Origin of the sequence: Candidatus Clostridium radicumherbarum, from assembly GCF_045310525.1 — a bacterium.
Taxonomy (GTDB): domain Bacteria; phylum Bacillota; class Clostridia; order Clostridiales; family Clostridiaceae; genus Clostridium_AT; species Clostridium_AT radicumherbarum.
The window spans coordinates 88,287-113,609 of the sequence record NZ_JBJHZY010000005.1 but is presented as its reverse complement, the minus strand read 5'-3'; the positions used below and the strand labels follow the sequence as shown (position 1 = coordinate 113,609).

Annotated in this window: 23 protein-coding genes; 14 read left to right on the top strand and 9 right to left on the bottom strand. The window is 33.2% G+C overall.

Going from position 1 to position 25,323, the window contains the following annotated elements:
• Positions 1-217: 217 nt before the first annotated feature.
• Both ACJDUH_RS18190 and ACJDUH_RS18185 read left to right on the top strand, forming a co-directional pair.
• Positions 218-1,000, top strand: a complete 783-nt coding sequence (locus tag ACJDUH_RS18190) for a hypothetical protein (RefSeq protein ID WP_406766639.1) — start codon at positions 218-220, stop codon at positions 998-1,000.
• 26 nt (positions 1,001-1,026) lie between these two features.
• The gene (locus ACJDUH_RS18185; protein WP_406766638.1) at positions 1,027-2,151 is read left to right on the top strand and encodes a radical SAM protein; all 1,125 of its coding nucleotides are present in this window, start codon (positions 1,027-1,029) and stop codon (positions 2,149-2,151) included.
• 112 nt (positions 2,152-2,263) lie between these two features.
• On the opposite strand, the gene ACJDUH_RS18180 is transcribed toward ACJDUH_RS18185, so the two are convergent.
• From ACJDUH_RS18180 to ACJDUH_RS18165, 4 genes are all read right to left on the bottom strand, one after another.
• Positions 2,264-3,627 (bottom strand): IS3 family transposase gene (locus tag ACJDUH_RS18180; protein ID WP_406766637.1). Its coding sequence is split into 2 segments (ribosomal slippage): positions 2,264-3,159 and positions 3,159-3,627, totalling 1,365 coding nucleotides; the frame shifts between segments, so codons are not numbered across the junction.
• A gap of 99 nt (positions 3,628-3,726) precedes the next feature.
• A complete protein-coding gene (locus ACJDUH_RS18175; RefSeq protein WP_406766636.1) occupies positions 3,727-4,788 on the bottom strand; it encodes a lactonase family protein in 1,062 nt (353 codons plus the stop codon).
• 199 nt (positions 4,789-4,987) lie between these two features.
• Entirely contained in the window at positions 4,988-5,491 is a 504-nt protein-coding gene (locus ACJDUH_RS18170; RefSeq protein WP_406766635.1) for a hypothetical protein, read from the bottom strand.
• A gap of 224 nt (positions 5,492-5,715) precedes the next feature.
• Complete coding sequence (locus tag ACJDUH_RS18165) at positions 5,716-7,020, bottom strand: Nramp family divalent metal transporter (RefSeq protein ID WP_406766634.1); 1,305 nt, start codon at positions 7,018-7,020, stop codon at positions 5,716-5,718.
• A gap of 223 nt (positions 7,021-7,243) precedes the next feature.
• Here ACJDUH_RS18165 and ACJDUH_RS18160 point away from each other — a divergent pair, with 223 nt between their 5' ends.
• Positions 7,244-7,720 (top strand): metal-dependent transcriptional regulator, encoded by a 477-nt coding sequence (locus ACJDUH_RS18160; protein ID WP_406766633.1) that lies wholly within the window; start codon positions 7,244-7,246, stop codon positions 7,718-7,720.
• Here ACJDUH_RS18160 and ACJDUH_RS18155 read toward each other — a convergent pair.
• Positions 7,717-8,625: a helix-turn-helix domain-containing protein gene (locus tag ACJDUH_RS18155; RefSeq protein WP_406766632.1), complete on the bottom strand. Its 909-nt coding sequence runs from the start codon at positions 8,623-8,625 to the stop codon at positions 7,717-7,719. The genes ACJDUH_RS18160 and ACJDUH_RS18155 overlap by 4 nt on opposite strands.
• A gap of 134 nt (positions 8,626-8,759) precedes the next feature.
• Between ACJDUH_RS18155 and ACJDUH_RS18150 the strand changes: the two genes are divergently transcribed.
• Positions 8,760-10,037, top strand: coding sequence for a dicarboxylate/amino acid:cation symporter (locus ACJDUH_RS18150; RefSeq protein ID WP_406766631.1), 1,278 nt, complete (start codon positions 8,760-8,762; stop codon positions 10,035-10,037).
• A 175-nt stretch (positions 10,038-10,212) separates the two neighbouring features.
• Here ACJDUH_RS18150 and ACJDUH_RS18145 read toward each other — a convergent pair whose 3' ends face one another.
• Positions 10,213-10,905 carry a CDGSH iron-sulfur domain-containing protein gene (locus ACJDUH_RS18145; protein WP_406766630.1) on the bottom strand — a complete coding sequence of 231 codons (693 nt, stop codon included), beginning with the start codon at positions 10,903-10,905 and terminating at the stop codon, positions 10,213-10,215.
• Between the two features lie 215 nt (positions 10,906-11,120).
• On the opposite strand from ACJDUH_RS18145, the gene ACJDUH_RS18140 reads away from it, so the two are divergent.
• From ACJDUH_RS18140 to ACJDUH_RS18120, 5 genes are all read left to right on the top strand, one after another.
• On the top strand, positions 11,121-11,666 hold the full coding sequence (locus tag ACJDUH_RS18140; RefSeq protein WP_406766629.1) for a chromate transporter: 546 nt from the start codon (positions 11,121-11,123) through the stop codon (positions 11,664-11,666).
• Positions 11,663-12,190, top strand: a complete 528-nt coding sequence (locus ACJDUH_RS18135) for a chromate transporter (protein ID WP_406766628.1) — start codon at positions 11,663-11,665, stop codon at positions 12,188-12,190. The genes ACJDUH_RS18140 and ACJDUH_RS18135 overlap by 4 nt, the downstream gene beginning before the upstream one ends.
• 58 nt (positions 12,191-12,248) lie before the next feature.
• On the top strand, positions 12,249-12,668 hold the full coding sequence (locus ACJDUH_RS18130) for an acyl-CoA thioesterase (protein ID WP_406766627.1): 420 nt from the start codon (positions 12,249-12,251) through the stop codon (positions 12,666-12,668).
• Between the two features lie 162 nt (positions 12,669-12,830).
• Positions 12,831-14,522, top strand: coding sequence for a M6 family metalloprotease domain-containing protein (locus ACJDUH_RS18125; protein WP_406766626.1), 1,692 nt, complete (start codon positions 12,831-12,833; stop codon positions 14,520-14,522).
• Positions 14,523-14,685: 163 nt separating this feature from the next.
• The gene (locus ACJDUH_RS18120) at positions 14,686-15,966 is read left to right on the top strand and encodes an L-cysteine desulfidase family protein (protein WP_406766625.1); all 1,281 of its coding nucleotides are present in this window, start codon (positions 14,686-14,688) and stop codon (positions 15,964-15,966) included.
• A gap of 93 nt (positions 15,967-16,059) precedes the next feature.
• Here ACJDUH_RS18120 and ACJDUH_RS18115 read toward each other — a convergent pair whose 3' ends face one another.
• Complete coding sequence (locus ACJDUH_RS18115) at positions 16,060-17,430, bottom strand: L-cystine transporter (protein WP_406766624.1); 1,371 nt, start codon at positions 17,428-17,430, stop codon at positions 16,060-16,062.
• A gap of 235 nt (positions 17,431-17,665) precedes the next feature.
• Here ACJDUH_RS18115 and ACJDUH_RS18110 point away from each other — a divergent pair, with 235 nt between their 5' ends.
• Together ACJDUH_RS18110 and ACJDUH_RS18105 are read left to right on the top strand one after the other, a co-directional pair.
• Complete coding sequence (locus tag ACJDUH_RS18110; protein ID WP_406766623.1) at positions 17,666-18,601, top strand: PstS family phosphate ABC transporter substrate-binding protein; 936 nt, start codon at positions 17,666-17,668, stop codon at positions 18,599-18,601.
• A gap of 5 nt (positions 18,602-18,606) precedes the next feature.
• The gene (locus ACJDUH_RS18105; RefSeq protein ID WP_406766622.1) at positions 18,607-20,121 is read left to right on the top strand and encodes a hypothetical protein; all 1,515 of its coding nucleotides are present in this window, start codon (positions 18,607-18,609) and stop codon (positions 20,119-20,121) included.
• A gap of 117 nt (positions 20,122-20,238) precedes the next feature.
• On the opposite strand, the gene ACJDUH_RS18100 is transcribed toward ACJDUH_RS18105, so the two are convergent.
• Both ACJDUH_RS18100 and ACJDUH_RS18095 read right to left on the bottom strand, forming a co-directional pair.
• Positions 20,239-21,192 carry a TRM11 family SAM-dependent methyltransferase gene (locus ACJDUH_RS18100; RefSeq protein WP_406766621.1) on the bottom strand — a complete coding sequence of 318 codons (954 nt, stop codon included), beginning with the start codon at positions 21,190-21,192 and terminating at the stop codon, positions 20,239-20,241.
• Between the two features lie 37 nt (positions 21,193-21,229).
• Positions 21,230-21,826: an HD domain-containing protein gene (locus tag ACJDUH_RS18095; protein WP_406766620.1), complete on the bottom strand. Its 597-nt coding sequence runs from the start codon at positions 21,824-21,826 to the stop codon at positions 21,230-21,232.
• Positions 21,827-22,089: 263 nt separating this feature from the next.
• On the opposite strand from ACJDUH_RS18095, the gene ACJDUH_RS18090 reads away from it, so the two are divergent.
• The 3 genes from ACJDUH_RS18090 (at position 22,090) to ACJDUH_RS18080 (ending at position 25,109) form a co-directional block, all read left to right on the top strand.
• The gene (locus ACJDUH_RS18090; RefSeq protein WP_406766619.1) at positions 22,090-22,824 is read left to right on the top strand and encodes a DUF434 domain-containing protein; all 735 of its coding nucleotides are present in this window, start codon (positions 22,090-22,092) and stop codon (positions 22,822-22,824) included.
• 72 nt (positions 22,825-22,896) lie between these two features.
• Positions 22,897-23,931, top strand: coding sequence for a hypothetical protein (locus ACJDUH_RS18085; RefSeq protein ID WP_406766618.1), 1,035 nt, complete (start codon positions 22,897-22,899; stop codon positions 23,929-23,931).
• A gap of 98 nt (positions 23,932-24,029) precedes the next feature.
• Positions 24,030-25,109: an FAD:protein FMN transferase gene (locus ACJDUH_RS18080; protein ID WP_406766617.1), complete on the top strand. Its 1,080-nt coding sequence runs from the start codon at positions 24,030-24,032 to the stop codon at positions 25,107-25,109.
• The last annotated feature ends 214 nt before the right edge of the window (positions 25,110-25,323 follow it).

Sequence of the window (25,323 nt, the reverse complement as noted above, 5' to 3'; positions counted from 1 at the left end):
AAAAACAATAAAAAATTCTCACCCATTATATATTTATGCAAGGGAATATGATTTTCCTGCATTATTCTCAATATTTGTAATTTAATATATTAACTTTGTAAATTGTTACGAAAATAACAATTTTATTAAGAATTAGACTACTCTATAAATTATTTATGACTATATAAAATATAAAACGTATTACTAAATATAAAAATGTTAAAGGATGGGAAATGTTATGAAAATAACTCCAGTAAATAAATACAAAAATCCTAATTATCCTACTAGGAGAGCTGTATTAGAAAACCCCGAAATATTAAGACTTTTACCTAACAGGTGGAAAAATAATATTTATGCTGCTACTGCACTCTCTACTTTATTAATGATTACTTTAAGCGCTTGCGATAATACAGAAAAAGCTGTGAACAAAAATGGTACTTTAGAAAAAAAGGCTTTAGTTGCTCCCATATTTGAACATGGTAGTGGTAGAGGCAGCTTCGGATGTGATTCTGTTGCACCACCTTCTTTTATATCTGAGGAAGAAGCTTTTCAAGTAATTCAGGAAGAAGCTAAAAATTATGGTATTAGCTTTGATAAATCAGGTTTGCAACTAAAAAATATAAACCTGCCGTATACGAATTTATATCCAGAACCTAAAAATACAAATGGAAAAGCAATAGTATCTACGCATATGGGCAGCTTAAAGCTAGACGGCTTTGACGAAGCTAAGAAAATAGGCTTTGAGTTTGTATCTCAAATAGATTACAGGGAATGGCAAAAGAATCAAGGTATGTTTTCTACTGTGGAAACCTATGATTTTTTATCTGCTGCTAAGGTTCTTAGAGATGGAATAAATGAAAATCATGGAGATACTTCTGTGGGAGTTTTCTATAATCCAATGATAAGCCCGCAATATGGAGTGATTCTAAAGGATGTTGAAGCAAAGCTCAAGGCTGAAGAGGAACTTAAACAGCAGGTAAAGGATTTTTTTGAGTGGCTTAAGGCTCAAGGGATAATATAAAAATAAATATGATAGAAGGGAATATTATGCACTATACCTTGCATTTAACCAATGGCTGCAACATGAATTGCAGCTACTGCTATGTTAATCATGAAAATGTAAAGACAATGAGTACAGAAACTGCTAGAAAGGCAGTTGACATGTCTTCAAAAGGAAAAAATAAACCTGCAGGAATAGTATTTTTTGGTGGTGAACCACTGCTTTGTAAGGACTTGATTTATGACATAATAGAATACTGCAGGTGGAAGGAAAATAAGGGGGAGGGCTCTTTCTACTTTAAGATAACCACTAATGGTCTTCTTCTAGATAAAGCTTTTATGGAGCTATCTTTAAAGGAGGATATTTTTATTGCCTTAAGTCATGACGGAATAAAGGAAGCTCATGATAAACACAGAATTGATAGTCATGGTAATAAAACCTTTTCTATTCTTTCAGATAAAATTGAACTTTTACTTAGAGCAAGGCCCTATGCTCCTGTTATGATGGTAGTAAATCCAGACACAGTAAATTGTTTTTATAACTCAGTAATGTATCTCTATGAAAAAGGCTTTAGATATATAATAATTTCTTTAAATTATGAAGCTCATTGGACTGAGAAACACATGAGGGAACTAAAAAAACAATATGAAAGATTAGCAGAATTTTATATGGATAGAACTATGAAAGAGGATAAATTTTATTTAAGTCCTTTTGAAGTTAAAATCAGTTCATATATAAATGGTGATAATTATTGTCATGAACGCTGTGAATTAGGTAAAAAACAAATATCTGTGGCTCCTGATGGCTTCTTGTATCCCTGTGTTCAATTTGTAGGAGAAAAGGAATATTGTATAGGAAATGTGGACACGGGAATTATTCTGTCAAAACAAGCTAAGCTGTATGAATTAAATGAAGAAGAAAAAGAGAGCTGCAATGATTGTGCAATTAAAGAGCGCTGCAATCACTACTGCGGCTGTATGAATAAACAGGCAACAGGGAGTATTAATAAAGTATCACCTGTGCAGTGCAGTCATGAAAGATCTTTAATTCCTATAGCAGATAAACTTGCAGAAAGGCTTTATAAAAAAAGAAATGCTCTATTTATTCAAAAGCATTATAATGAAATGTTTCCAATGCTATCAATAATTGAAGATAAAACAGCTGTAAAATAGAAGTATCAATTTAAAATCAAAAGGAATTTCATATATTGCTAAAAAGGTTAAAAAGTGGTATTAATAAAAGGAACCAGAGTGAACTGACCCCAAAAAGTTAGACAAAATTTAACTAAGCTACTTTCGAGGACTGAAGCCTATATTGAACAGGGCTCAGTCCTTTTAATTTGAGTTTGATACGTTTATTATTATAGTAATCTATGTAAGCTACTAATTCATCGATGAATTGTTCTATGCTTTCAAATTCTTGTAGATATAGCAGCTCTGTCTTCAACAGGCCAAAGAAGTTCTCCATAACGGAGTTATCAAGACAGTTACCTTTACGTGACATGCTTTGTTTAATGCTTTTTTTCTCTAGCATTTTTTGATATTTCCGCATTTGATATTGCCACCCTTGATCTGAATGGAGTATCAGTTGTGTGTCATCTGGAATCTTCTCAAATGCTTTTTTAAGCATGTCAATTGTTTGATGGAAAGTAGGCCTTTCAGATAGGTTGTAGCTTACAATCTCTCCGTTGTACAGATCAAGTACTGGTGAAAGGTATAGTTTCCTCCCAAAGATAGAGAACTCGGTTACGTCAGTAACCCACTTCTCATTAGGTTTATCTGCTTTGAAATTACGCATTAACAAATTTGGTGCAATCTTACCAACTTCTCCTCGGTATGATTTATACTTCTTAATACGAACCATACATTTTAATCCCAACTGCTTCATTAGCCTTTGAACAGTTTTATGATTCACAATATATCCTCTATTGCGCAGTTCAAAAGTAATTCTTCGATAGCCATATCTGCCTTTGTTCTCTTGATAAATCTGAGTGATAGAGGACTTAACATCTTCATACTTATCAGGCTTCTCCATGCTTTTTATACGGTAGTAGAATGTGCTGCGAGCAATGCCTGCAAGCTCCAATAAATCAGCTAACTTATACTTATGCCTTAATTCGGTGACAACAACTACTTTGTCCTTTTCGCTGATTTTTCCCTGGCTTGAACTAAGGCATTCAATTTTTTTAGGTACTCATTCTCCATTCGAAGACGTTGAACCTCTGCAATCAAATCCTCATCTGTTGACCTATCAATGTTAGACTTTTTATCCTTATCTTTCTTCACTTTAGCTTTCCTCCCTCTGTTATTTCTGTACAGAGCTTCAGGACCCTCCTCACAGTATATGCGATCCCATATACCTACAGTTGTGTCATTTGGTATTCCAAAATGAGCTGCTCCTTGGAAAAATGACATATTATTCTTATGGATATATTCTACAACATGAACTTTAAAATCACCAGTATATGTTCCTGACTTCATAGAAAGTCCATCTGTCCCGAATTTCTCATAACGAGTTACCCATCTTAGAACTACAGTTTTTGCAGTGTGAAGCGATTTTGCGACAGTAAGTGGTGACATATCAAGTTCCAATACATCCTTTACTGCCCTCAATTTAATTTCTAATGAATATTTAATTTTGTTTGGCATAAAAAGTGCACCTCCAAATGTTATATGTGTCTAACATTTGGGGTGCACTTCAGAGCTGGTTCCTTTAAATTAATACTGTTAATAAATTTAAACAATAAATTATATTGCTAAAAATTTAATGCAAACAGGATTTGGAATTGAAACTCCTGAATTTACTTGAATAAGTTTGCCGGATAACTTATCTATTAAAAATGGAACTACGTTATTTGTATCTCTATTTGCAGCAATAAGAAATTTTCCCATTGGGTCAATATTGAAATCTCTTGGATGTTTTCCATCAGTGGATGTATGTGACACAAAAGTTAGCTTTCCAGTAGATGAGTCAATCTTAAAAACAGCTATGCTGTCATGGCCTCTATTAGATGCATATAGATATTTCCCGTCAAGTGATATATGAATTGCACTTCCAAGACTTTCTCCTTTAAAGTCAGAAGGTAGAGCAGAAATGTATTGAAGCTCTTTAAAGTCTCCCTTTATAGGATCATATTCTAATACTATAACTTCTGAACTTAACTCTGTAACAATATAGGCAAACTTGCCATTAGGATGAAAGTCCATATGTCTGGGACCGCAGCCAGGTTTTAAGACTACTTCCTTATGTTTTGATAAAATACCTTTATCTAAGGTGTAAATAACCAGCATATCTATACCCAAGTCTATTGTACATAGATACTTTTCATCAGGAGTTAAATTAGAAAAATGGATATGAGGCTTTTCTTGTCTTTCTCTATTTTGGCCACTGCCTTTATGAACGGCAGTAGATACAACTTTTTCTACTGATCCATCCTCCTTTATAGGATAAACCTCCTCAATGCCTCTATGATAATTTGCTGAAAATACATAGGTGTTATTAGAATTTAGGCTTACATGACAAGGGGAACTGCCTTTTGATACCTCATAGTTAAGCAGTTTGAGGCTCCTAGTATCTGAATCAATGGAGAAAGCTGCCACTCCACCGCTTTCACCCTTCTTTATTGTAGAATATAAGTGCCTATTGTCTTTATCAATGTTTAAATAGGTTGGATTACCTAATTCAGCTTCTAACTTGACATCATCTATTGCTCCAGTAATTAAGTCCAGCTGAAGGCTGTAAATTCCTCTTCCTTCACTAGTTGTATAGGTACCTATAAAGGCTTTAACTTTATTATTTTTTATACTCATGCTTTTTCTCCCTTTAAAAATTTTGCTTGGCAAAATTTATTAAATATATTGCTATGCAATATATTTATATTATATCCCATTTAAAAGAACAATATAGTTTATTAAGGCCATTAAATATATATAAAAACAGACATCTGGAGAAATTTCTCTAGATGTCTATTTTATTTCTTTAAAAGTTCCCTCTACTCATATACAAGTTTTATGAGTATGTACTAGTGCTGCTGCTTGCATTAGAGCTGGCATTAACTAAGCCGCTAGCATCAGTTAATGTCTGAGCAGAGCTAGTAGTTTGGTTAGAGTTTTGATTTAATGCTTCAAGTATGTAGCTATACATTTGGGACATATCATTCGTAGTATCTGGCATAATGCTTGTACTATTATCTGAATCCCCATCAGAGTTATCATAGCTATTACTATCTGTAGACTCCGCACTTGTAAGCATATTTTCCATGGATTGCAGCTGGAGTATTTGAGCTAATTTTTGAGGATCTACAGACAAAGAACCTAAACCGCTTATTGAGCTATTTTCGCCTGAAGATAATGAGCTGGCTGTTGAAGCGGTTCCTTGAGTATTTTGCAGCATTCCTTGAAGCAAAGATGCAAAGGAAGAAGTAGTATTATCAGTAGATAAAGCGACCTCATTACCAGTTAAACCTTGAAGCTGTCCTAATTGCAATAAACTAGATATAGAATTTACTTGCACTTTTTTCACTTCCTTCCGCAATAGTTTTTATAGAGTTTAGAAGCTTTCTAATTATAAGCTTCTTAAAAATTATAGTTTTCAATTATGGCAGTTTTGTGGCGAAAATTTAAATTTTTGTTAATAAATAATTAAACACTACCCAGAAATCATAAAATAACGCGGAAGGGTATTTCTAAAACCTCTCCGCGCCATTGGATTTTTCTTGATAGTATAAGTTAAAATACTCAGTTACATAAAGTGAAATATAATAAGATTGCATTCATTAATATAATAGCTGAAGTAATTATTATTCCAAGCAGCTTTACCCAAGGTTTATTAACAAAGTCACCCATTAAGTCCTTTCGCCCTGTAATAATAAGCATTGGTATTATAGCAACAGGAAGGGCAAAGCTTAAACATACTTGACTCAGCACTAAAGCCTTCATTGGGTTGACACCAAAGGCTATTATCAACATTCCTGGGAGCATAGTTAGAAGTCTTTTAAAATTTAAGGGCAGCTTTACATCCACAAAACCATCCATTACAGTTTCACCTGCCATTGCACCAACAGTTGATGAGGAAAAACCAGAGGCCAGAAGCGCTATTCCAAAGGCTCCGCTTGATAAGGAACCTAATAGAGGCTGAAGAGATTTATGGGCCTGTTCAATAGAGTCTACTACTAGTCCTTGAGAATTAAATACTGCTGCTGATACAATAACCATTGCTGCATTTACAATAAAAGCAATATTCATTGCAATTGCTATATCTATTTTTTCCATCTTAAGATGTCTTTTCTTTTCTTCTAAGCCATGATGAGTATTATTTCTATCTTGAACGAGCTGAGAATGAAGATATATTACATGAGGCATAACAGTAGCTCCAAGCATTCCTACAGCAATAAGAAGAGCTTGACTGTTAGGGAGTGAGGGAATAAGAGTATGAATTCCAACAGAAGCCCAATCTGGTTTAGCAAGAAAAAGCTCAATTGCGTAGGCAACACTTATAATCGCTACAAGTATTGATATGGTAACTTCTACAACTCTTTGACCATATTTCTGAAGATAAGTTATGGAGAAGGTTACAATTGCAGTAAGAATACCTGAAATAGGCAAAGGGATACCAAATAATAAGTAAAAGCCTAAGGCACCGCCTAAAAACTCCGCCATTGTAGTAGCCATGGCTGCAAGCTCAGCTATTATCCAAAAGCCCCAGTTAACTTTTCTTGAGAAAACTTTTCTGCACATTTCAGTCAAGTTAGCACTTGTAGCTATGCCAAGTTTCGCAGACATCATTTGCAGAAAAATTGCCATTAAGTTGCTCCAAAGAATTACCCATAAAAGGTTATATTTAAAAATGGAACCTCCACTAATATTAGTAGCAAAATTTCCAGGATCTATATAGGCCACACTTACAATAAATGCAGGACCAAGAAATTTTAACAGGGCTTTAAACTTACTGAAAACATTGGTGCTAGTTATGTTTGGTACACTTACTGTTAATGTATTTTCTGATTCTATGGCAAGCTCTTTATAATCTTTAGAAGAATTCATGTAAAACACCTCTTTATTAGCTTAAAATAAGAAAGTTATTAAGAGTTAAATAAATTAGCCATAACTAACTCTCTAATATAAGCTATGAAACAGTAAAAAGATGTGTTACAAATTTGTAATTTTTTAAACTAAATTAGCATATAATTTACTAACAAATTATCTGGTTTTGTTATTAAATAAAACTGTGAAATTAATAATATCTTATCCTAAAGTGGGTGAGCTTATGGACAATAATGATTTTTATACCTTTAGCGAGTATATGAAAAAAGAGGACAATGCTCTTACTGCATCTATGGAGGATTATTTGGAAATGATTTATAGACTTTCTTTAAGTAATGGCTTTACAAGAATTCATGAATTGTCAGACGCATTAAATGTACAACCACCTTCTGCTACAAAAATGGTTCAAAAATTAGCTGAACTGAGCTTATTAAAGTATGAAAAGTACGGAGTAATAATGCTTAAGGAAAATGGTAAAGTTATAGGAGAAGCACTTTTAAAAAGGCATAATATTATTGAAGAATTTTTTAGAATTATAGGTGTTCCTGAGGAAAATATTTTACAGGAAACGGAGAAAATGGAGCACACCATCTGTGATAAGACTGTAAACAGACTTAAGGATTACGTAAATTTCATAGAGGATAATCATGATGTGCTATTAAGATATAAACACTATATTGATGTAAAAAGTAAAAATTAAATATTATAGAAGTGGGTGCCGTAGATATAAGAGGCATCCATTTCTTTTGTGGTTCTAAAATAATCTCTTGGTGATATATTGAAAGTTTTTTTAAAAGCTCTTATAAAGCTTGAATAGTCACCAAAGCCGCAGTCTAAGTAAACCTCCATAATAGGCATACCTAATTTTATTAGATCGCTGGCTTTTATAAGCCTCTTTTGCTGTATATAGCTGTGGAGGGTATAGCCTGTATCAGCTTTAAATTTATGCATTAAGAAGTATTTACTGATATAAAATTTTGCTGCTAAACTTTTTATTGATAAGTCTTCCTTTAAATTTGAATTAATGTAGTCCAGAATGTCTGCAATTCTCCTATCATATTCAATATCATTAAAAGCAGTGTTTAGTTTTCTCCTAAGAAAAACCCTATTAATATAAACTATTAGCTGAAGAAATAATGAGTTTTTTAGAACTTCATTACCAAAATCCTGATCTTTAGTTGCAGCTTCTAAGTTGAAAAGAACTGGCTGCAAGCTTTTAATATTTTCAGCTGGCAAACGGAGCAAGCAGATTTTTTCCCTGGAAGCAAGCTCAAAGCAGGTCTGTAGATTTGAATTACCTTTATTATGAAACTCTAGAAAACTTGAATTTACCCATAATACTATTCTTTCATAGGGCACATACTCGCTGACTATTGGTTTGTGAACGTCATGGCTGTTTACAAATAGAATATCCCAAGGCTTTAGTTTATAGGCCTTTCCTTCAATCAGATAGGTTACATTTCCTGATATAAATATGATTATTTTATTAAAGTCATGGTAGTGGAATTCAAATTCCATATGTTTTTTATCTATTATATGAAAATATTCAAAGTCAGAATTAAGGTAGCCACTCTTAAGTTTTATTTTACTCATATCCATTTCCATAATAATACCTCATTCAAAATTATATTTAATTATAAAATAGAACATCTTTTGCAATATTACAAGCATATTTAACAATAAATATTGTAATATTATATGCTATACTAAATGTAAAGATAATAGATTGAGGTGGGAAAATGGAAATATTAAAAACTTATAAGACGTCAATTATTTTGCTTGGCTCTGTTATTATAGGCGGAATTTTAGGTGCCATTATAGGTCCTAAGGCATCTGTACTTGAACCCTTTGGTAATCTTTTTCTAAACTTAATGTTTACTATTATAGTACCTCTTGTATTTTTTAGTGTATCCTCAGCTATCGCTAATATGGTAAGTATGAAAAGATTAGGAAAGATTTTAGGCAGTGTTATTTTAGTGTTCACCTTAACGGCCTTATTTGCTGCTGTACTTGGAGTAATAGGAGCATTAATAACAGATCCTACAAAGGGTATAGATCATGGTACAATTCAAAAACTTATGACACAGGTAAGTGATTCTCAAAATGCAGAAAAAGTAGGAGCGCTTCAACAAATTGTAAACACCTTTACTGTTTCGGATTTTATAAATGTATTTTCTAGAAAAAATATGCTGCAGTTAATTGTGTTTTCACTATTATTTGGTGTTTCAACAGCCTTAGTGCGTGAAAAGGCTGAACCAGTTGCAAGATTCTTAAAGGCGGGTTCAGAGGTAATGATGAAAATGGTTAACATAATCATGTATTATGCCCCTATTGGACTTGGTTGTTACTTTGCTTCAGTAATAGGGCAGCTTGGAACACAGATTTTACAGGGTTATTTAAGAGTATTTATTTTATACCTAGTACTTTCTGTAATTTTATATTTTGGAATACTAACGTTTTATGCTTATTTAGCTGCTGGAAAAGATGGAGTTAAAGTCTACTGGAAAAACGTAATAACACCCTCCATAACTGCCTTAGCCACCTGCTCAAGTGCTGCATGTATTCCTGTAAATCTTAAGTACACAAAGAAAATGGGGGTTCCTGATGATATTTCAGAAACAGTAGTACCGCTAGGAGCAAATACTCATAAGGATGGCTCTGTAATTGGCGGGGTTATGAAAATAACCTTTTTATATGGACTATATGGAAAGGACATGCATAGCTTCAGCACTTTAGTTGGAATTATATTTGTAGCATATTTAGTAGGTGCTGTTATGGGTGCTATTCCAGGTGGTGGTATGATTGGAGAAATGCTAATAATAAGTGTTTATGGCTTCCCACCTGAGGTTCTGCCTATTATAGCTGTAATCAGCACTATAATCGATGCACCTGCTACACTTTTAAATTCTACTGGAAATGCAGTTTGTGCAATGCTGGTTACTAGAATTGTAGAAGGAAAGAACTGGCTTAAGGATAAGGTTATAAGCCTAGGTGAAATAGCTGCTGAGGAAAATTAATTTAAGATATTTTAAAGAACTAACTTCATAGCCTTGTTATGAATTAAGAATTAAAGGTTTTTTCCATGCGGGTGACACGGAAGCAGGGAAATCGCTGAGGGGTATTATAATATAAAGCCCTTCAGTGATTTTTGTGCTTTTATAAAATGATATGTATTATAAGGTAAAATTCAAATTATAGACTTTTGTGTGAACCATCACAATATGGAGGATTTTTAGTATGTTTACAAGCACATAGATACTCAGTACCATCCTTTTCAGCTGTAAATTCTAAAGGTTCAAAGGAGGTACCTACATGTGCCCCATTGCAAAATGGCTGATTAGAGCTTTTACCGCAGGTACACCAAAAATAAGTTTCACCCTTCTTAAGTTCTACTGCTATAGGAGATTTTTGTGATATTACAGATTTATCTATAGCTATCTCTTTAGAATATTCCTCTTTTATCTCATTATATTCAGTTTTTATCTTATCTGAAAATGCTGAATCTTGTTTTGCCACATTAATTAGATACATTAATATATTTCCTGGATAAACCACATCTTCTCTCAAATGTGTCCTTTCTAGGGATCTGCGGCTTAATGCTACAATGCAGTTCTCACTATGGCCTTCCTTACATTCCTTACACAATTTACAAACGCCTGCGATGCTCTTTGCAATTAAGTTTTCTTCATATATCTTCATGTCATTTTGTGGAATTAATTTGATACCATCTTCAATTATTTGTTGTCCATTATTTTTTGCAGCTTTTATAGCATTTGCAGCAAATCCTATATTACATCTTGATGGCACGCATTGGCTTGTACCATAAAATTTACATTCCTCACAAAGCTTTTTTAAATTTTCCTCTACTCTTTCATAATTATTCATTTTAAGACCCCCTTTTGTCTTCTATAAAATTATTTTATGTAATAAATTATACCACAATTTAGGCGGCATGGATGAAATGGTTGGTACGAAGTGTTTTTTAAATGGGAGCATGGCACTGGGTTGTTTATTGCGGCATTTTCAATATTGGATATTAGTAACTAGCTTTGCTATAATAATATTAAAATCTTATTTAGGGATTTTGGGGTGAATGAATATTGAAAAGTTTATTAGAAATATTTTTAGTTTTCTTCAAGATTGGAACTTTTACAATAGGTGGTGGATATGCAATGATTCCGCTTATTGAAAAGGAAGTAGTTGATAAAAAAGGCTGGATAGACAGGAAAGAATTTGTTGAGCTGCTTGCTCTTGGCCAATCTGCTCCAGGACCTATTACCGTTGACACAGCAGTATTTGTGGGCTATAAAATAGCTGGAATAATGGGTAGTATTGCTGCAGTATTAGGCAGTGTTCTAACAGCATTTATAGTAATTTTAATCTTTGCGATTTATTATATGGGAGTAAAAGATAGTACAATTGCTCAAAGGATTTTTTTAGGAATAAGACCAGCTGTGGTAGCCTTAATAGCAGTTCCGGTTTTTAGAATAGCTAAAAGCTCCAATCTAACTAAAAAGACAATTTTCATTCCTATATTTACAGTTATATTAATTGTACTTTTAAATGTAAATCCTATCTTTATAATTATAGCCTCGGCTATTGGAGGCTTATCCTATGGAATTATTAAAGAGAGGATAACAAAATGATGAATATATACATAAAGGTTTTATACGTATTCTTAAAAATTGGATTATTTAGTTTTGGAGGCGGAAATGCAATTCTTCCTCTTATAAGGCAGGAGGCAGTTACTAGTAATGGCTGGCTTACTTCAAGTGAATTTACTGATTTAGTTGCTGTTTCTCAAGCTACACCTGGTCCTATAGCAATTAATGGAGCTACCTATGTAGGCTATAAAGCAGGGGGAATCTTAGGAAGTATACTAGCAACTATAGGAGTTGTGCTTCCTACATTTATTATAATGCTTATATTTACAAAGTTTTTTCTTAAATTTAGAGATAATAAATATGTAAAATATATATTTATAGGGCTAATACCAGCCACAATTGGCTTAATGGCTGCAGCCCCTTTACTTGTATCATCGGGATCATTTATTGATTATAAAAGCCTAGTTATTTTTGCTATAGTAACCTTAGCATCATTAAAGTATAAAGCAGACCCGGTACTTTTAACCATAGCTGCAGGAATAACAGGCCTAATATTATATAAGTAGGCGGCAGGGACATACTACCACATCATATTGTATTCTAACTACTAAGGAGGATTGAATAATGTTTAAGAGTGTATCAAAATTAACAGTAAGATATGCAGAAACAGACCAAATGGGAGTAGTGCATCATTCAAATTATTATGTTTATTTCGAAGCTGCAAGAGAGGACTTTATTATGGGAGCAACTATAAAATATAAGGATATGGAAGATGCAGGGGTAATGATGCCTTTGGTGGAAACACAATGTAAGTATTACGAAGGTGCTAAATATGCAGATAACCTTATAGTGGAAACTACTATGGAGGAGCTAAGCCCCGTAAAGGTAACTCTTCAGTATAATGTAATTAGAGAAGCTGATGGCAAGCTATTAGCAAAGGGCAAGACAGTTCAAACCTTTGTAGATAAAAATACCTTTAAAATAGTAAATCTAAAGAAGAAGTATACTAACCTTTGGGAGAAACTTGAGAGCCTAAGTAATTAAATTGGATCCCTATATTTATCAATAATTATTTGTAAAATATTTACAAATAATTATTGATATTGTAAAATTAAATATATGAATTACAGCTTATAATAATATTTTTGCTAATTAGTAAAATGATTATTATGTAGTTCATAATTTTAATTTATAGGGGGTATAAAGGTGAAAAAAGCTATAGTATTTTTTTTAGCTTCAGCATTAGTACTTACAACAGGAAATTCAATGATTAAAATTTCAAATTCTAATACAGTATCTAGACAGAATACATCAAAAATTTCCTATCATGCAGTCACTATTCCAGATGATGTAATGCAGGATTTAAAAGCGAAAGGTATTAATATTAAAGATCATGTACCTACTAGCTTAAAAAATGGACCACATGCTGTTAATAGCGGAGCGGTATTAGGCACTGCTCCAATTGCTAATGAACAGAAGGCAATAGCATTATATCTAAAGTTTCCAGATAATGATCAGCCTCCAACTTCAGTAAAATATGACCATATGCCAGTAGCTCAGCTGCAAAACTTATTATTTGGTGATATTTATGACCCATACTCAATGGAAGAGTTCAGCATATATAAAACCTATAATGGAATTACAGCACCCACAGATAGAACATTAAAGAACTATTATAAAGGGATTTCTGATGGAAGGGTTAATGTAACTGGACAGGTTGTTGAGGTTACAATGCCTCATGGTTATTCCTACTATAAAATAGGACAAAATTATGGGCTAATTGGTGAGAACACCAACGGTGACTATACTATGTCGTTGATTTTTGAAGATGCTATTAAGGCTGCAGATGAATTAGTAGATTTTTCACAGTATGCAAAGAATGGAGTAGTTCCAAATGTTTTCTTAATTCATCAAGGTACAGGTTCGGAATTTAGTACAGATCCTACTGTGATATGGTCTCATAGCTGGGATTATGAAAGTGCCTATTATTATAATCGGTATGCATTAACTGGCAGGGAGGATGAAGAAGGTCTGCCAAAAGGACTTGAGGTAGACAATGTAATTGTTAATGATTATTCTATAGAACCAGAGGTAGGAGGAGATATGACTGGGTATCTAGGTACTCCCAGTGGACCATATCCGGCATATGTGGGTGTATATGCTCATGAATTCGGTCACGTTCTTGGCCTGCCAGATCAATATGACTATGGCTATGACTCAGAAGGAACTGGTGCATATACCCTAATGGCTAGTGGTTCTTGGACTAGATTCCCTAATGCTAAGCAGTATGCTGGAAATTCGCCAGTATATTTAGATGCATGGTCTCAAGTATTTTTAGGTTTAACTCATCCTATTACCCTTACTAGTGGATCAGGTAGCTTTACATTGAACTCAGTAGCTAATGGGGGTGGAGTTGTTAAATTAGTAGCACCAGACTCAAATGGTAGTGAATACTTCCTTGTGGAAAATAGACAGCAGATTGGCTTTGACAGCTCATTATCAAGATATGGAACAGGAATACATGGACTTGCAATATATCATATAGATGAAAATGTTTTATTAAGGAACTTTAATCGTCCAAATGAAGCAGCAAATTGGTTCCAGTCACGCAAGCAGGGGGTAAATGCAGATGCTGGTACAGGTGAGACTCACTATGGAATATCCATTTTGCAGGCTGATAATAAATGGGATCTTGAAAAGAATGTAAATGTAGCAGATAATGGAGACTTATATAAGACAGGACAATCTTTTACGCCAACCTCAGTACCTAACTCTGGCTCCTATTATTTTAATAATGGAAATGGAGCTTCAGCAAATTATACAGGAATTTATGTAAATAATATTGTTGAAAATAAGAACGGTTCCGTTACATTTAATGCTGGATTTAAAGTTAAATAAGATATATTTATTAAACTGCTGACATATATTTTGTCGGCAGTTTTGCTATTTAAGATTAAAGATTAAAAGCATTAGTACCAGCTAATATTGGACAGGTTATCTGTAAACGTTTATAATGATATAAGGAGATTTTAATAAAGTTTATATTTATGGGGGAAAAGTTATGGATCAAAGTATTTTCTTTGAGTTACTTAATAAAGAATTAGTTGTTGCCTTAGGCTGTACAGAGCCAATTGCTATTGCACTTGCGGCAGCTACAGCAAGAAAGTATGTTAAAGGGGAAAAAGTAATTGATCTTAAGGTATTTGCAAGCGGAAATGTTATTAAAAATGCAATGTCAGTAAACATCCCTGGCACCGGCAGCAGTGGAATAAATCTTGCTGCAGCCCTTGGTTCTCTGGCGAAGGATGCTGATAGAAGCCTTGAGGTTTTAAATGGGCTTACTAAAGAGGACATAGAAAATGCAAAGACTATGATTAAAGGCGGAACGGTATCAGTTAATGTAGCTGACTCATCTAAAAAGCTTTATATAGAAGTTATCGTTCATACTGAAGCATCAACAGCACGAGTTATTATTGAAGACAATCATACTAATATTTCTACTATTGAAGTTGATGGTGTGATTATAAAAAATATTAAAGATAACTTTACTATGAATGAAGCTCTACTTGATTTAAAAGCTGTAAATATAGATTCCATATGGAACTTTATTAATGAAGTAGAAACAGATAAATTGGATATAGTTAAAAAAAGTATAGAATTAAACAAAAAAATTGGGTTATATGGTCTTGAAAATTCCTTTGGACTACAGGTTGGAAAGACTATAGTTAATCAAATTAATAAAGGGCTTATATCAGATGATCTAACAAATTATGCCATGGCCCTTACCTCTGCAGGCTCTGATGCTAGAATGGCAGGCTGCAGCTTAAATGTTATGAGTAATTCAGGCAGCGGTAATCAAGGGATAACAGCTACGCTTCCTGTTGTTGCAGTATGGGAAAAACTTGATTACTCGGAGGAAAGGCTTATGAGAGCAGTAACTTTAAGCCATTTAGTAACCATATATATTAAGTCCAAATTTGGAAGACTATCAGCCCTCTGCGGAGCCACTATTGCAGCAACAGGAGCAAGCTGCGGCATAGTATACCTCTTAGGAGGAAAGGTAAAAGAAGTAAAATCAGCTATTCAAAATATGCTGGGAAATGTTACTGGAATGCTTTGTGATGGCGCAAAGGCAGGCTGTGCTTTAAAGGTTTCCACTTGTACTAATGCAGCAATGCAGTGCGCAATTTTAGCTAATCAAGGAATATCAATAGAAGCTACTGATGGAATTATAGAAAATGATCCTGAAGGAACTATTGATAATTTATGCAGACTTGGAAATCAAGGTACCTTGGAAGCTGATAAAATAATATTAGATATAATGCTTCATAAAAGCTGTTAAACAGCGGGGGGATACGTGGCACGGGGAGGTTTCTAATGGCACATTAAGTTTATATGTGCTATTAGAAACCTCCCCGCGGCTTATACATTATAGCTAGTTACTATTGTAAATGTCTTTGTTTAACTCATTCATATACTTGCTGGAAATTAAACCTGCTACCATAGCGTCACTAACGTTAAGAGCTGTTCTAGCCATATCAATCAGCGGCTCAATAGCTATTAGTAATCCTACCAAACCAACAGGAAGTCCCATAGCAGAAAGTACTGTTAATGCAGCAAAGGTTGCACCTCCGCCTACTCCAGCTATTCCAAATGAGCTAATTGCAGTTATTATAATAAGTTTTATTAAGAAGGCAGGAGCAAGTGGATTAATTCCTACTGTTGGAGCTATCATTACTGCAAGCATTGCAGGATAAATACCAGCACAGCCGTTTTGACCTATGCTTGTGCCTAAGGACGCAGAAAGATTAGCCTGGCCTTCTGGAACTCCCATTTTATTAATTAAGGTATCGACTGTAATAGGCAGGGTGCCAGCACTTGTCCTTGAAGTAAAAGCAAAGGTAAGGGCTGTGATGCTTTTTCTCATGTAAATAACCGGATTAATTCTATTTAGAGATAATATAAGCAAGTGAACTAAGAACATTACTATTATAGCTGCATAAGAGGCTAATACAAATTGAATCAGTCTTAATATTTCACTAAAGTTACTTGTGGAAACCATTTTAGTCATAAGGGCTAGAATTCCATATGGAGTAAGTTTTAAAATCATGGTTACGATTTTCATAACTACTGTATTAAGTGTATTAATAATTTTGGTAAAGAAAGCTGCGGTTTCTGCATTCTTTTTTCTTAAACTTAATGTAGCTATACCTAAAATCGCTGCAAAAAATACTACGGAAAGAGTAGCTGAGCTTCCCTGACCTGTCATAGAGTAAAATGGATTTGTGGGTACAATTTCAATAATTTGCTGCTCTATAGGTTTGGCTTTAAAGTCAGTTAAACTAGTTTCCATGTTCTTTTCAGCTGATAATTCACTTTGTCCCGCCGAAAGGCTGCCGGCATTTAATCCAAATATATTAGCAAAGCCGGCTCCAACAGCTGCAGAAATACCTGCTGTAATAACTAGAGTTGATATAATTAATATTGAAATTTTTCTAAGGTTTTTAGAATCTTTAAGATTAATAATTGCAGAGGTTATTGCTACAAAAATTAGTGGAATTACAATCATTTTAAGCAGTCTTACATAGCCCGAACTTATAACTGCAAACCAATCATTTGCGCCCTTAACTACAGGTGACTTTGTCCCTAATAAAAGTTGCAGTATTGCCCCGTAAATAATACCAGCAAGTAAGGCTGTAAGCACTCTAACCGTAAAAGAATAATGTTTTTTTTGCATTAAAAATAGTACATAGACAAGAGCAGCCATAATAATAATATTAAGGATAATTGCTAGTGTTTGATCCATGTAAACCTCCTAAAAAATATAAATATACTCATTAAAATATATTTAAAAAATTTTCTATTTATTCATGTAAGATTTGTAAGAAGATGTTTCTCACAGTTTATGTTATCTAAATGTGCTACGATATACGTCCCTTTACCACAAAAGAAACTTCCTTGCATTAATCTTCCTATAATATGGTATATATGGTAAAATATATATGAAACAATCCATAATATGATAAGAAGCTGGAGGTTTTATGAAAAGGCATGTATTTATATTAATACTAATTAGCACTTTATTACTTTCTGCTTGTAATACTGGAAAGAATAGTTCCATTAGTGTTAAAAATCCTCCCTCAACAAATGTTGAAGTGAAGGACAAGGTAGAGAAGCCTAATTTTACGAAAGATACTTTCCCCAGGGTGGATGGATCCACCGCAACTATACCACTATCCCAGGCAATTGCTTCAAATTTGCTTTCTATGACAAAAGAAGAAGCAGTAAACTTTATTAAGCATAATACAACCCATAATGCTTATGTAAACTTATTTGATAAAAAGGCGGATATAATTTTTGTAACTGAGCCATCTAAGGAAGAATTAAATATGGCTAAGGATGCTAAGGTAGAATTAGAAATTGTACCGGTTGTAAAGGAAGGTTTTGTATTTCTGGTAAACACTAGTAATCCAGTAAATTCACTTACCACAAAGCAGATACAAAATATTTATGGAGGGAAAATTAAAAGTTGGAAGGAAGTCGGTGGAGAAGCTAAAGATATCATTGCATATCAAAGGGAAGCAAATTCAGGAAGCCAAACTTTAATGGAGCAGCTAGTGATGAAGGGGAATAAGCTTGAAGATTCGCCTAAAACTATAGTTACCGGGATGGAAGGGCTTATTGAAAGTATTGCAAAATATGATAACTCCGAAAAGGCACTAGGCTATTCAGTATTTTATTATGCAAAGACTATGTATAACAAAGATACTATAAAACTTTTAGCCATTGATGGTATCGCTCCAGACAATAACAATATATCCTCTGGTAAGTATCCTTTTACAACAAGCTACTATGCCGTTTTAAGAAAATCTGAACCTAAGGGCTCTAACGCAAGAAAGCTTTTGGAGTGGCTTACTGGTGCAGATGGACAAAAACTAGCAGAAGCCACTGGTTATGTTCCTTTAGAAGCGAGGTAATTATAATGAAACGTATTATGGTTATCTTAATTGCTATATTTTTTTCTTTTTCACTGATAGGCTGTAATAAGGAACAGATAAGCGATTCTACAAAAAATAATTCATCTCCTAAAACAGAGCCGAGTAAAGATGTGATAAAACCATCATCTGCTGAAGAGGAAGGTATTACAGTTCCTAAGGAAACAAAGCTTGTGAAAAAGCCTAATAAAACCAAGTATTTATTGTTAAATGGTATTGAGATTAAGAGAGAGGAGAAGACAATAACAACTAAAAAAGGTGATTTGCAAATTTCATTTCCTACAATTTCTGGACTTAAGGATAAAGCCATTGAAGAGAACTTAAATAAGTCTATTGAAAAGGATATACAAAATGAGGTGAAAAACCTTGCAGATGAAAGAGATGAAATGTCATTTGCTTTATATCCAAATATAGAATTAAACGCAAACAACTTATTATCCATTAGCCTTCGGGACTTGTATTCAGCTCCTTTGTATGGCTTTCTTTATAGACTTACAGATGGGAAGAGATTATATTTAAAGGATATTTTTACGGTGGGGACTAATTACATTCCACTTATAAATCAAAAGGTAGTGGAAGGTATCCTTATGAAAGAAGGAGAAGAGGAAAATTATTTAAGTAAACCTTTTTCTACTATAAATCAGGATCAAAATTTTGTACTTTCAGAGGATGCTTTATATATAGTTTTTCATGCCAGGGAGGAAGGATTTTTAAGAAGAGATTCTGTAAGTATTCCATTATCAAAAATTGATGATTATATAGATGTACTTGATAGATATTCTGGCACTGAAAGAAAGACACAAGAAAAGCAGGATTTAATTATTAGAAAAAACAATATTTTTTTTACAAATAAATCAGAGATTACAAAGAAGACAAACGGAAATGTATGGACCTACTATCCCGAGATATCTGGGCTTAGAGACCCAGCTTTTGAAGAATTAATTAATAAGAATATAAAGAATTTAGCATTTGAAACAGCTAATAATAAATTTATGGATGGATTAGTTAAGATTAATGAACAGAGGTGTGATTATATTGCATTGATTCAAATGCAGGTCTGCTTCAATTATTATGGAGTTTTATGCATTAGAAGAGATGCAAGCGGCTTTGATGTATCAAAGGATTTTCAGCAGTTCAATAATATATACAGCTATGACTTAATAAAAAAGAAAGCTATAAATCCTAAGGAAATGATAAAAAATTATTTAGCAAAAAATAAAGATATGGAAGATATTTTTATTAAGGACATTAAAAATCAAATGAGGGATAGATATATTAATATAATTAAAGAAAGTAAAGACTTTATTGATTCAACTGTAGATTATTCCTTCATTATGGATAAAGCTCAAATATACTTTTGCAAATATTATAATGATGATGAAATGAGAATAATGGTGCATTTTAATGAAAATACACTTAAGGGTATTTCTTCTACTGTAGATCTTGAATTACCATTTAAGGATATAATAAAAGGGGCACCAGAAGACTTTTTCGGATGGTAAGGAAATAAAGGTAGGCTGATTGCCTACCTCTTTTACTTTAACAAAACATTCTTACTAGCTAAGCAAAAAGTATTAACTAGTAAGATGCGCCGCGAAAAACATCCCTTTGGCACATTATTATTTGCACACGGTAATGTATCTTATAAAAGTACCTTTAGCAATAATACATCTATCCACAACACTAAAGCCTGCTTCCTCAAAATAATGCTCCATATTTTCGAAGGTTATTAAAATAGCCTTATTAGCAATTCTTCTTGTAGATTTTATTATATCCAGCTGCTCCTTCAGGGTGACTGGAGTAAACACTCCATAGGGTAAATCTACTATAGCTACATCATATTTATCTTGTATCTCGTGCATGTTGCCATTAGTAATAACATCCTCATAGCCGAAGAAGTCAAGATTTCTCTTTGCATTATCAGCGATCATTGGGTTTAGCTCATAGCCCTTTATATTTAAACCCATAGATAATGCCTCAATAACAACAGTTCCTATGCCGCAGCAAGGATCAACAAGTCTTATGTTCATATTATTCCCCGAGGCTATGTTTACTAATGCTCTGGCAACTCTAACATTTAGAGCATTTGAATAACTATAGAGCTTGTGATTATGTTTATCCCAAGTATTTTTGTTATCTTCAAGCACGCCAAATATCCATTTACCATTAATATTCACCACACCAAAAACTATTTCAGGGTTATGAACGTCAGCTTCTCCATTTATATTGTAGCCAATGTTATATTCGATTTTTCGCCTTTGTTCATATGAAAGGCTATTCTCTTCAAAGTTAATATAACGGACTTTAAAATTTTCCGAGGAAAAGTTGTCCTCTAAAATTTGCTCAATTAATTCCTCTAAACTGCTGCAGGAATAAATAATAGAGATACACTGTTTTATAAAGGCACTTCTAGAAGGAATTACATAATGGAAAGAGAAAAAGTGCTTGTTTAAAGGAATAATATTAAAGAGATACTTCATCTCCATCATGCATAGTTCTTTTTCTGCAGCTGTGTAATTAATAATATAAAAGTATGAAAGTTCTGCAGCTTCTAAATTCTCACTTTTGTTCATGTTTACATCCCCAATACTGTGAAATAATATATAAATCTTAGTGTCTTATAAAGTCAAGTACTTCTTCTGAGCTAAAAAGTTCCTTTACTAAAGAGGTAAATTCCTTATACAACTTATATTCAGAAAGCTCACATAAGCTTTTTATAAGTTCTTCATAATACCATTTTTGATCACCAGCACCAGCATTGAATTTTTTCCAAAGCTCATTTCCAATTAAGTTATAATCTTTTACCATACTTCTAATATTGCTTAATTTATCAGCACAGGTTAAGAGCTTTATTTCTAAAGGTGCCATTGCAATAAAATTGATAGTGTGAGTCTTTCTAACTTTCCAGGAATCTATTTCTTCCTCAATACTAAGCCTTGTATTTGTTTCAAGTTTATAAGGCTCTGAAGCACCAACAACAAGATTCAAAACATGCCTGCCAAAATTTTGCGTAATATATTCTTTAGTTATATTTGTATCTTCTAGGGTATCGTGAAGTAAGCCTGCAGTAATTAAATCTTCTTCAGCACCATTTTCAATTAAAATAATGGCTACCTCAATTGGATGAATTACATAGGGTATTTCAGTACCTTTACGTTTTTGGTGACTGTGTGCCTGCCAGGCTGTTTGCAAAGCTAAGTTATTCATGAGTCCTCCAATATAAATTGTTAAAATTAAAGTAAAATTTATATAAGTATATTTTACAATTATAGAATTAAAAAATCTACATATAACTAATTCAATTGGTTGAAAATTCAAATATTAAATTAGACGGACTATCGATGAAGAATACTAAAAACATGGAATAAGTTTTTTTATTATACCATTAAATTATGAATGTAGGTAATGAAACTTGCATAATGCTATGTAATATTTGGATGCATTAATTTAAAAGATTTATAGGAGAAAATATGTTAAACGAAGATGAAAATAAAATTATAAAGGAAACAAAACGAGGCTTTGGTGAAGAGGATTATAGATGGTTTTCTGAGGAAGCAATGGAGAAACTTAAAAAAGCACAGGAGGAAATCCAGTGGCTGCTTAGTAGAGGTTATAAAAGTAGTTCCCTTATTGATTTCATTGGCGGGCATTATCAGTTTTCCTCCCGTCAGAGAACTGCTCTGCAGAGAGCAACAGCTTCAAGTAATCAGTGCAGAATAAGAAGTGAAAAACATATTGCTCTAGAAGCGTTAAAGGGTAATTATATTAACATTGATGGCTTTAATCTTATAATAACTCTTGAAGTTGCATTATCTGGCGGGCTACTAATACAAGGAAATGATGAAGTTATAAGAGATTTAGCTGGTTTACGAGGAACCTACAGGCTTATTGATAAAACAGATAATGCCATTATACTTATAAAACAAATACTAATGGAATTAGGAGTAAGAGGTGTAAAGTTTTTTCTTGATGCACCAGTTTCAAATTCAGGAAGACTTAAAACTAAGATTTTAGAAATACTCACTTCAAGCAATATTATTGTTGAAGTTGAGCTTGTACCTAATGCTGATGTAATCTTATCAAAATTAGAAGGAGTGGTTACAGCTGATTCTATAATTCTTGATGAATGTAAAAGTTGGGTTAACTTATCCAGAAGAATAATTGAGAAATATATAAAGAATGCATGGGTAGTTAAACTACAATAAATATAATATTTTTTTGATAACCTCTGTAGTACAGTGTATACTTAATGGTAGAATTATACATGAGGTGAGAGCATGAAAACTTTGAAAATAGCAATGTTCGGCTTTGGAAATGCAGGTAGAGCCTTTGCAAAGCTTTTAATAGAAAAACAGCAAGAGATTAGAATAAGCTATGGCTTTGATGTAGAGGTCGCTGCCATTACTACTTTAACAAAGGGCAATTTAATTGAAGATAGTGGAATTGACTTGAGAAAGGCATTAAGAGATATTGAGCTGACAGGGCACTTTGATAAAACGTGGAATGCCTATAGCAGTTGCAGCACAGAGGATATACTGTTAAAGGAAGACTACGATGTGCTTATGGAAATTACAACACTTAATATTTTTTCTGGGGAACCAGCAATTCATAATATTACTTCAGCACTTAATAGAAAAAAACATGTTATTACAGCAAACAAGGGACCAATAGCATGGAAATACAAAGAATTGAAGGAACTTTCAATAAAGCAGGGTGCGGCCTTTTTACATGAAACTACTGTAATGGATGGAACACCAATATTTAATTTAGTTGAAAATAACCTGCCTATGTGCAAGATTACTGGCTTAAAAGGCATATTAAATACCACAACTAACTTTGTTCTAGAGGAAATGGGCAAAGGTAATAGCTTTAATTATGCTATAGCAGAAGGGAAAAGAAAAGGATTTGTAGAAGCTGATCCAACTATGGATATTGATGGCTTTGATGCAGCGGCCAAGCTATCTGCCTTAATAAATACACTTATGGAGGGGGAGGTTACTCCCCTAAATATAAAAAGACAGGGAATACAAAATGTTACATCAGAAGATATAAAAAGAGCACAGGATGCTGGGAAGGTAATTAAACTTATTTGTGAGGCAAAATTTAAAAATGGAAAGATTATTGGAGAGGTTAGTCCAAAGGAAATAAAAAAGGATGAAATTTTTGCAGGAATAAGTGGTACTTCCTCAGTATTAACCATTGATACAGACTTAATGGGCAAGCTTACAGTTATTGAGCACGATCCTGAAATTGAACAAACAGGTTATGGTTTATTCAGCGATTTAATAAGGCTTATTAAGCTAATAATATAACATGTCAAAAATTTAAAATTGCCCTATGAAATATGTGTATAATAAGTTAAAATATTAACTATAGACTAAAATGTAATTTTTAAACCTAGGAGGATATGATGTTTAAGAAAGTACTTGCTATAATAATGAGTGTAATGTTAGTTGTTCCTATGGTGGCGTGTTCAAATAGTAGTAGCAGCACTAATAAAGATACTACCACTCCAGTAGAAAAACAAGCACTGAAGATGGATACTGTTATGGACTTAAAGGTATATGGCACAAATGCTAATGCAGCTATAGACGCAGCTTACAAAAGAATAGATGAAATAGAGCAAATGTCTAGTGCTAATATAGCAACAAGTGATGTGAGCCTTATAAATAAAGCATCAGGTAAGGATTATGTAAAGGTTCATCCTGAAATAATTAAAATGTTAAATACAGCGTTAAAATTTTCTAAATTAAGTGATGGAGCCTTTGATATATCTGTAGGTCCACTTATTAAACTTTGGGGTATAGGAACTTCCAGTGAAAGACTTCCTGCAGATTCAGAAATAAAGGCATTATTGCCACTTGTAGGTTATAAAAATATAAGCATAAATGAAAAGGACAGCAGCGTAAAGCTAATGAAGGAAGGTATGGCAATAGATCTTGGTGGTATAGCTAAAGGTTTTACTGCTGATGAAGTTATTAAGGTGTTTAAAAAGTACGGTATTAAAAATGCATTAATAAACCTAGGTGGAAGTTCTATTTATACAATGGGACAAAAGCCAGATGGTTCACTATGGTCAGTTGCTATTCAGCATCCTAGAAAGGATAAAAGTGAAGGATATTTAGGTATTATAAAACTTCCAGAATCAGCACTTTCTACTTCAGGTGATTATGAAAGATATTTTATAAAGGATGGTAAAAGATATCATCATATCTTAAATCCATTTACAGGATATCCTGCTGAAGCAGGCGTTATGAGTGATACCATTATTATAGACAGTACTACTCCAGATGCTAATATGCTTGCGGACACCCTTACAAAGGTAACCTTTGTACTAGGAGTAGAAAAAGGCATGAAAATCATAGATACCTTGCCTGGAGTTTCCGTCATGGCAGAAACTACAGATTTTAAAGTTTACAAATCAAAGTCTTGGAAGGCTGATGTTCAAAATTTAAGCTCTGATTTCACTATGGTGGATAAGGCTCAGTAAGTTAAATAAAAAGCCCTTTAATTCTTAAGGAATTAAAGGGCTTTTTTATGTCTAAAATTCAATAAACACTTTAAGTAGATATGTTGTTACACGGATGCAGCCCAATGGAACACAAGGATAGAATAATGTTAATCAAAAGAATATTATAGTATTTTAAAAATTTACTCAGTTATATAGCGTTACATTCTTACATATAAATTACTATAAGTAAGTT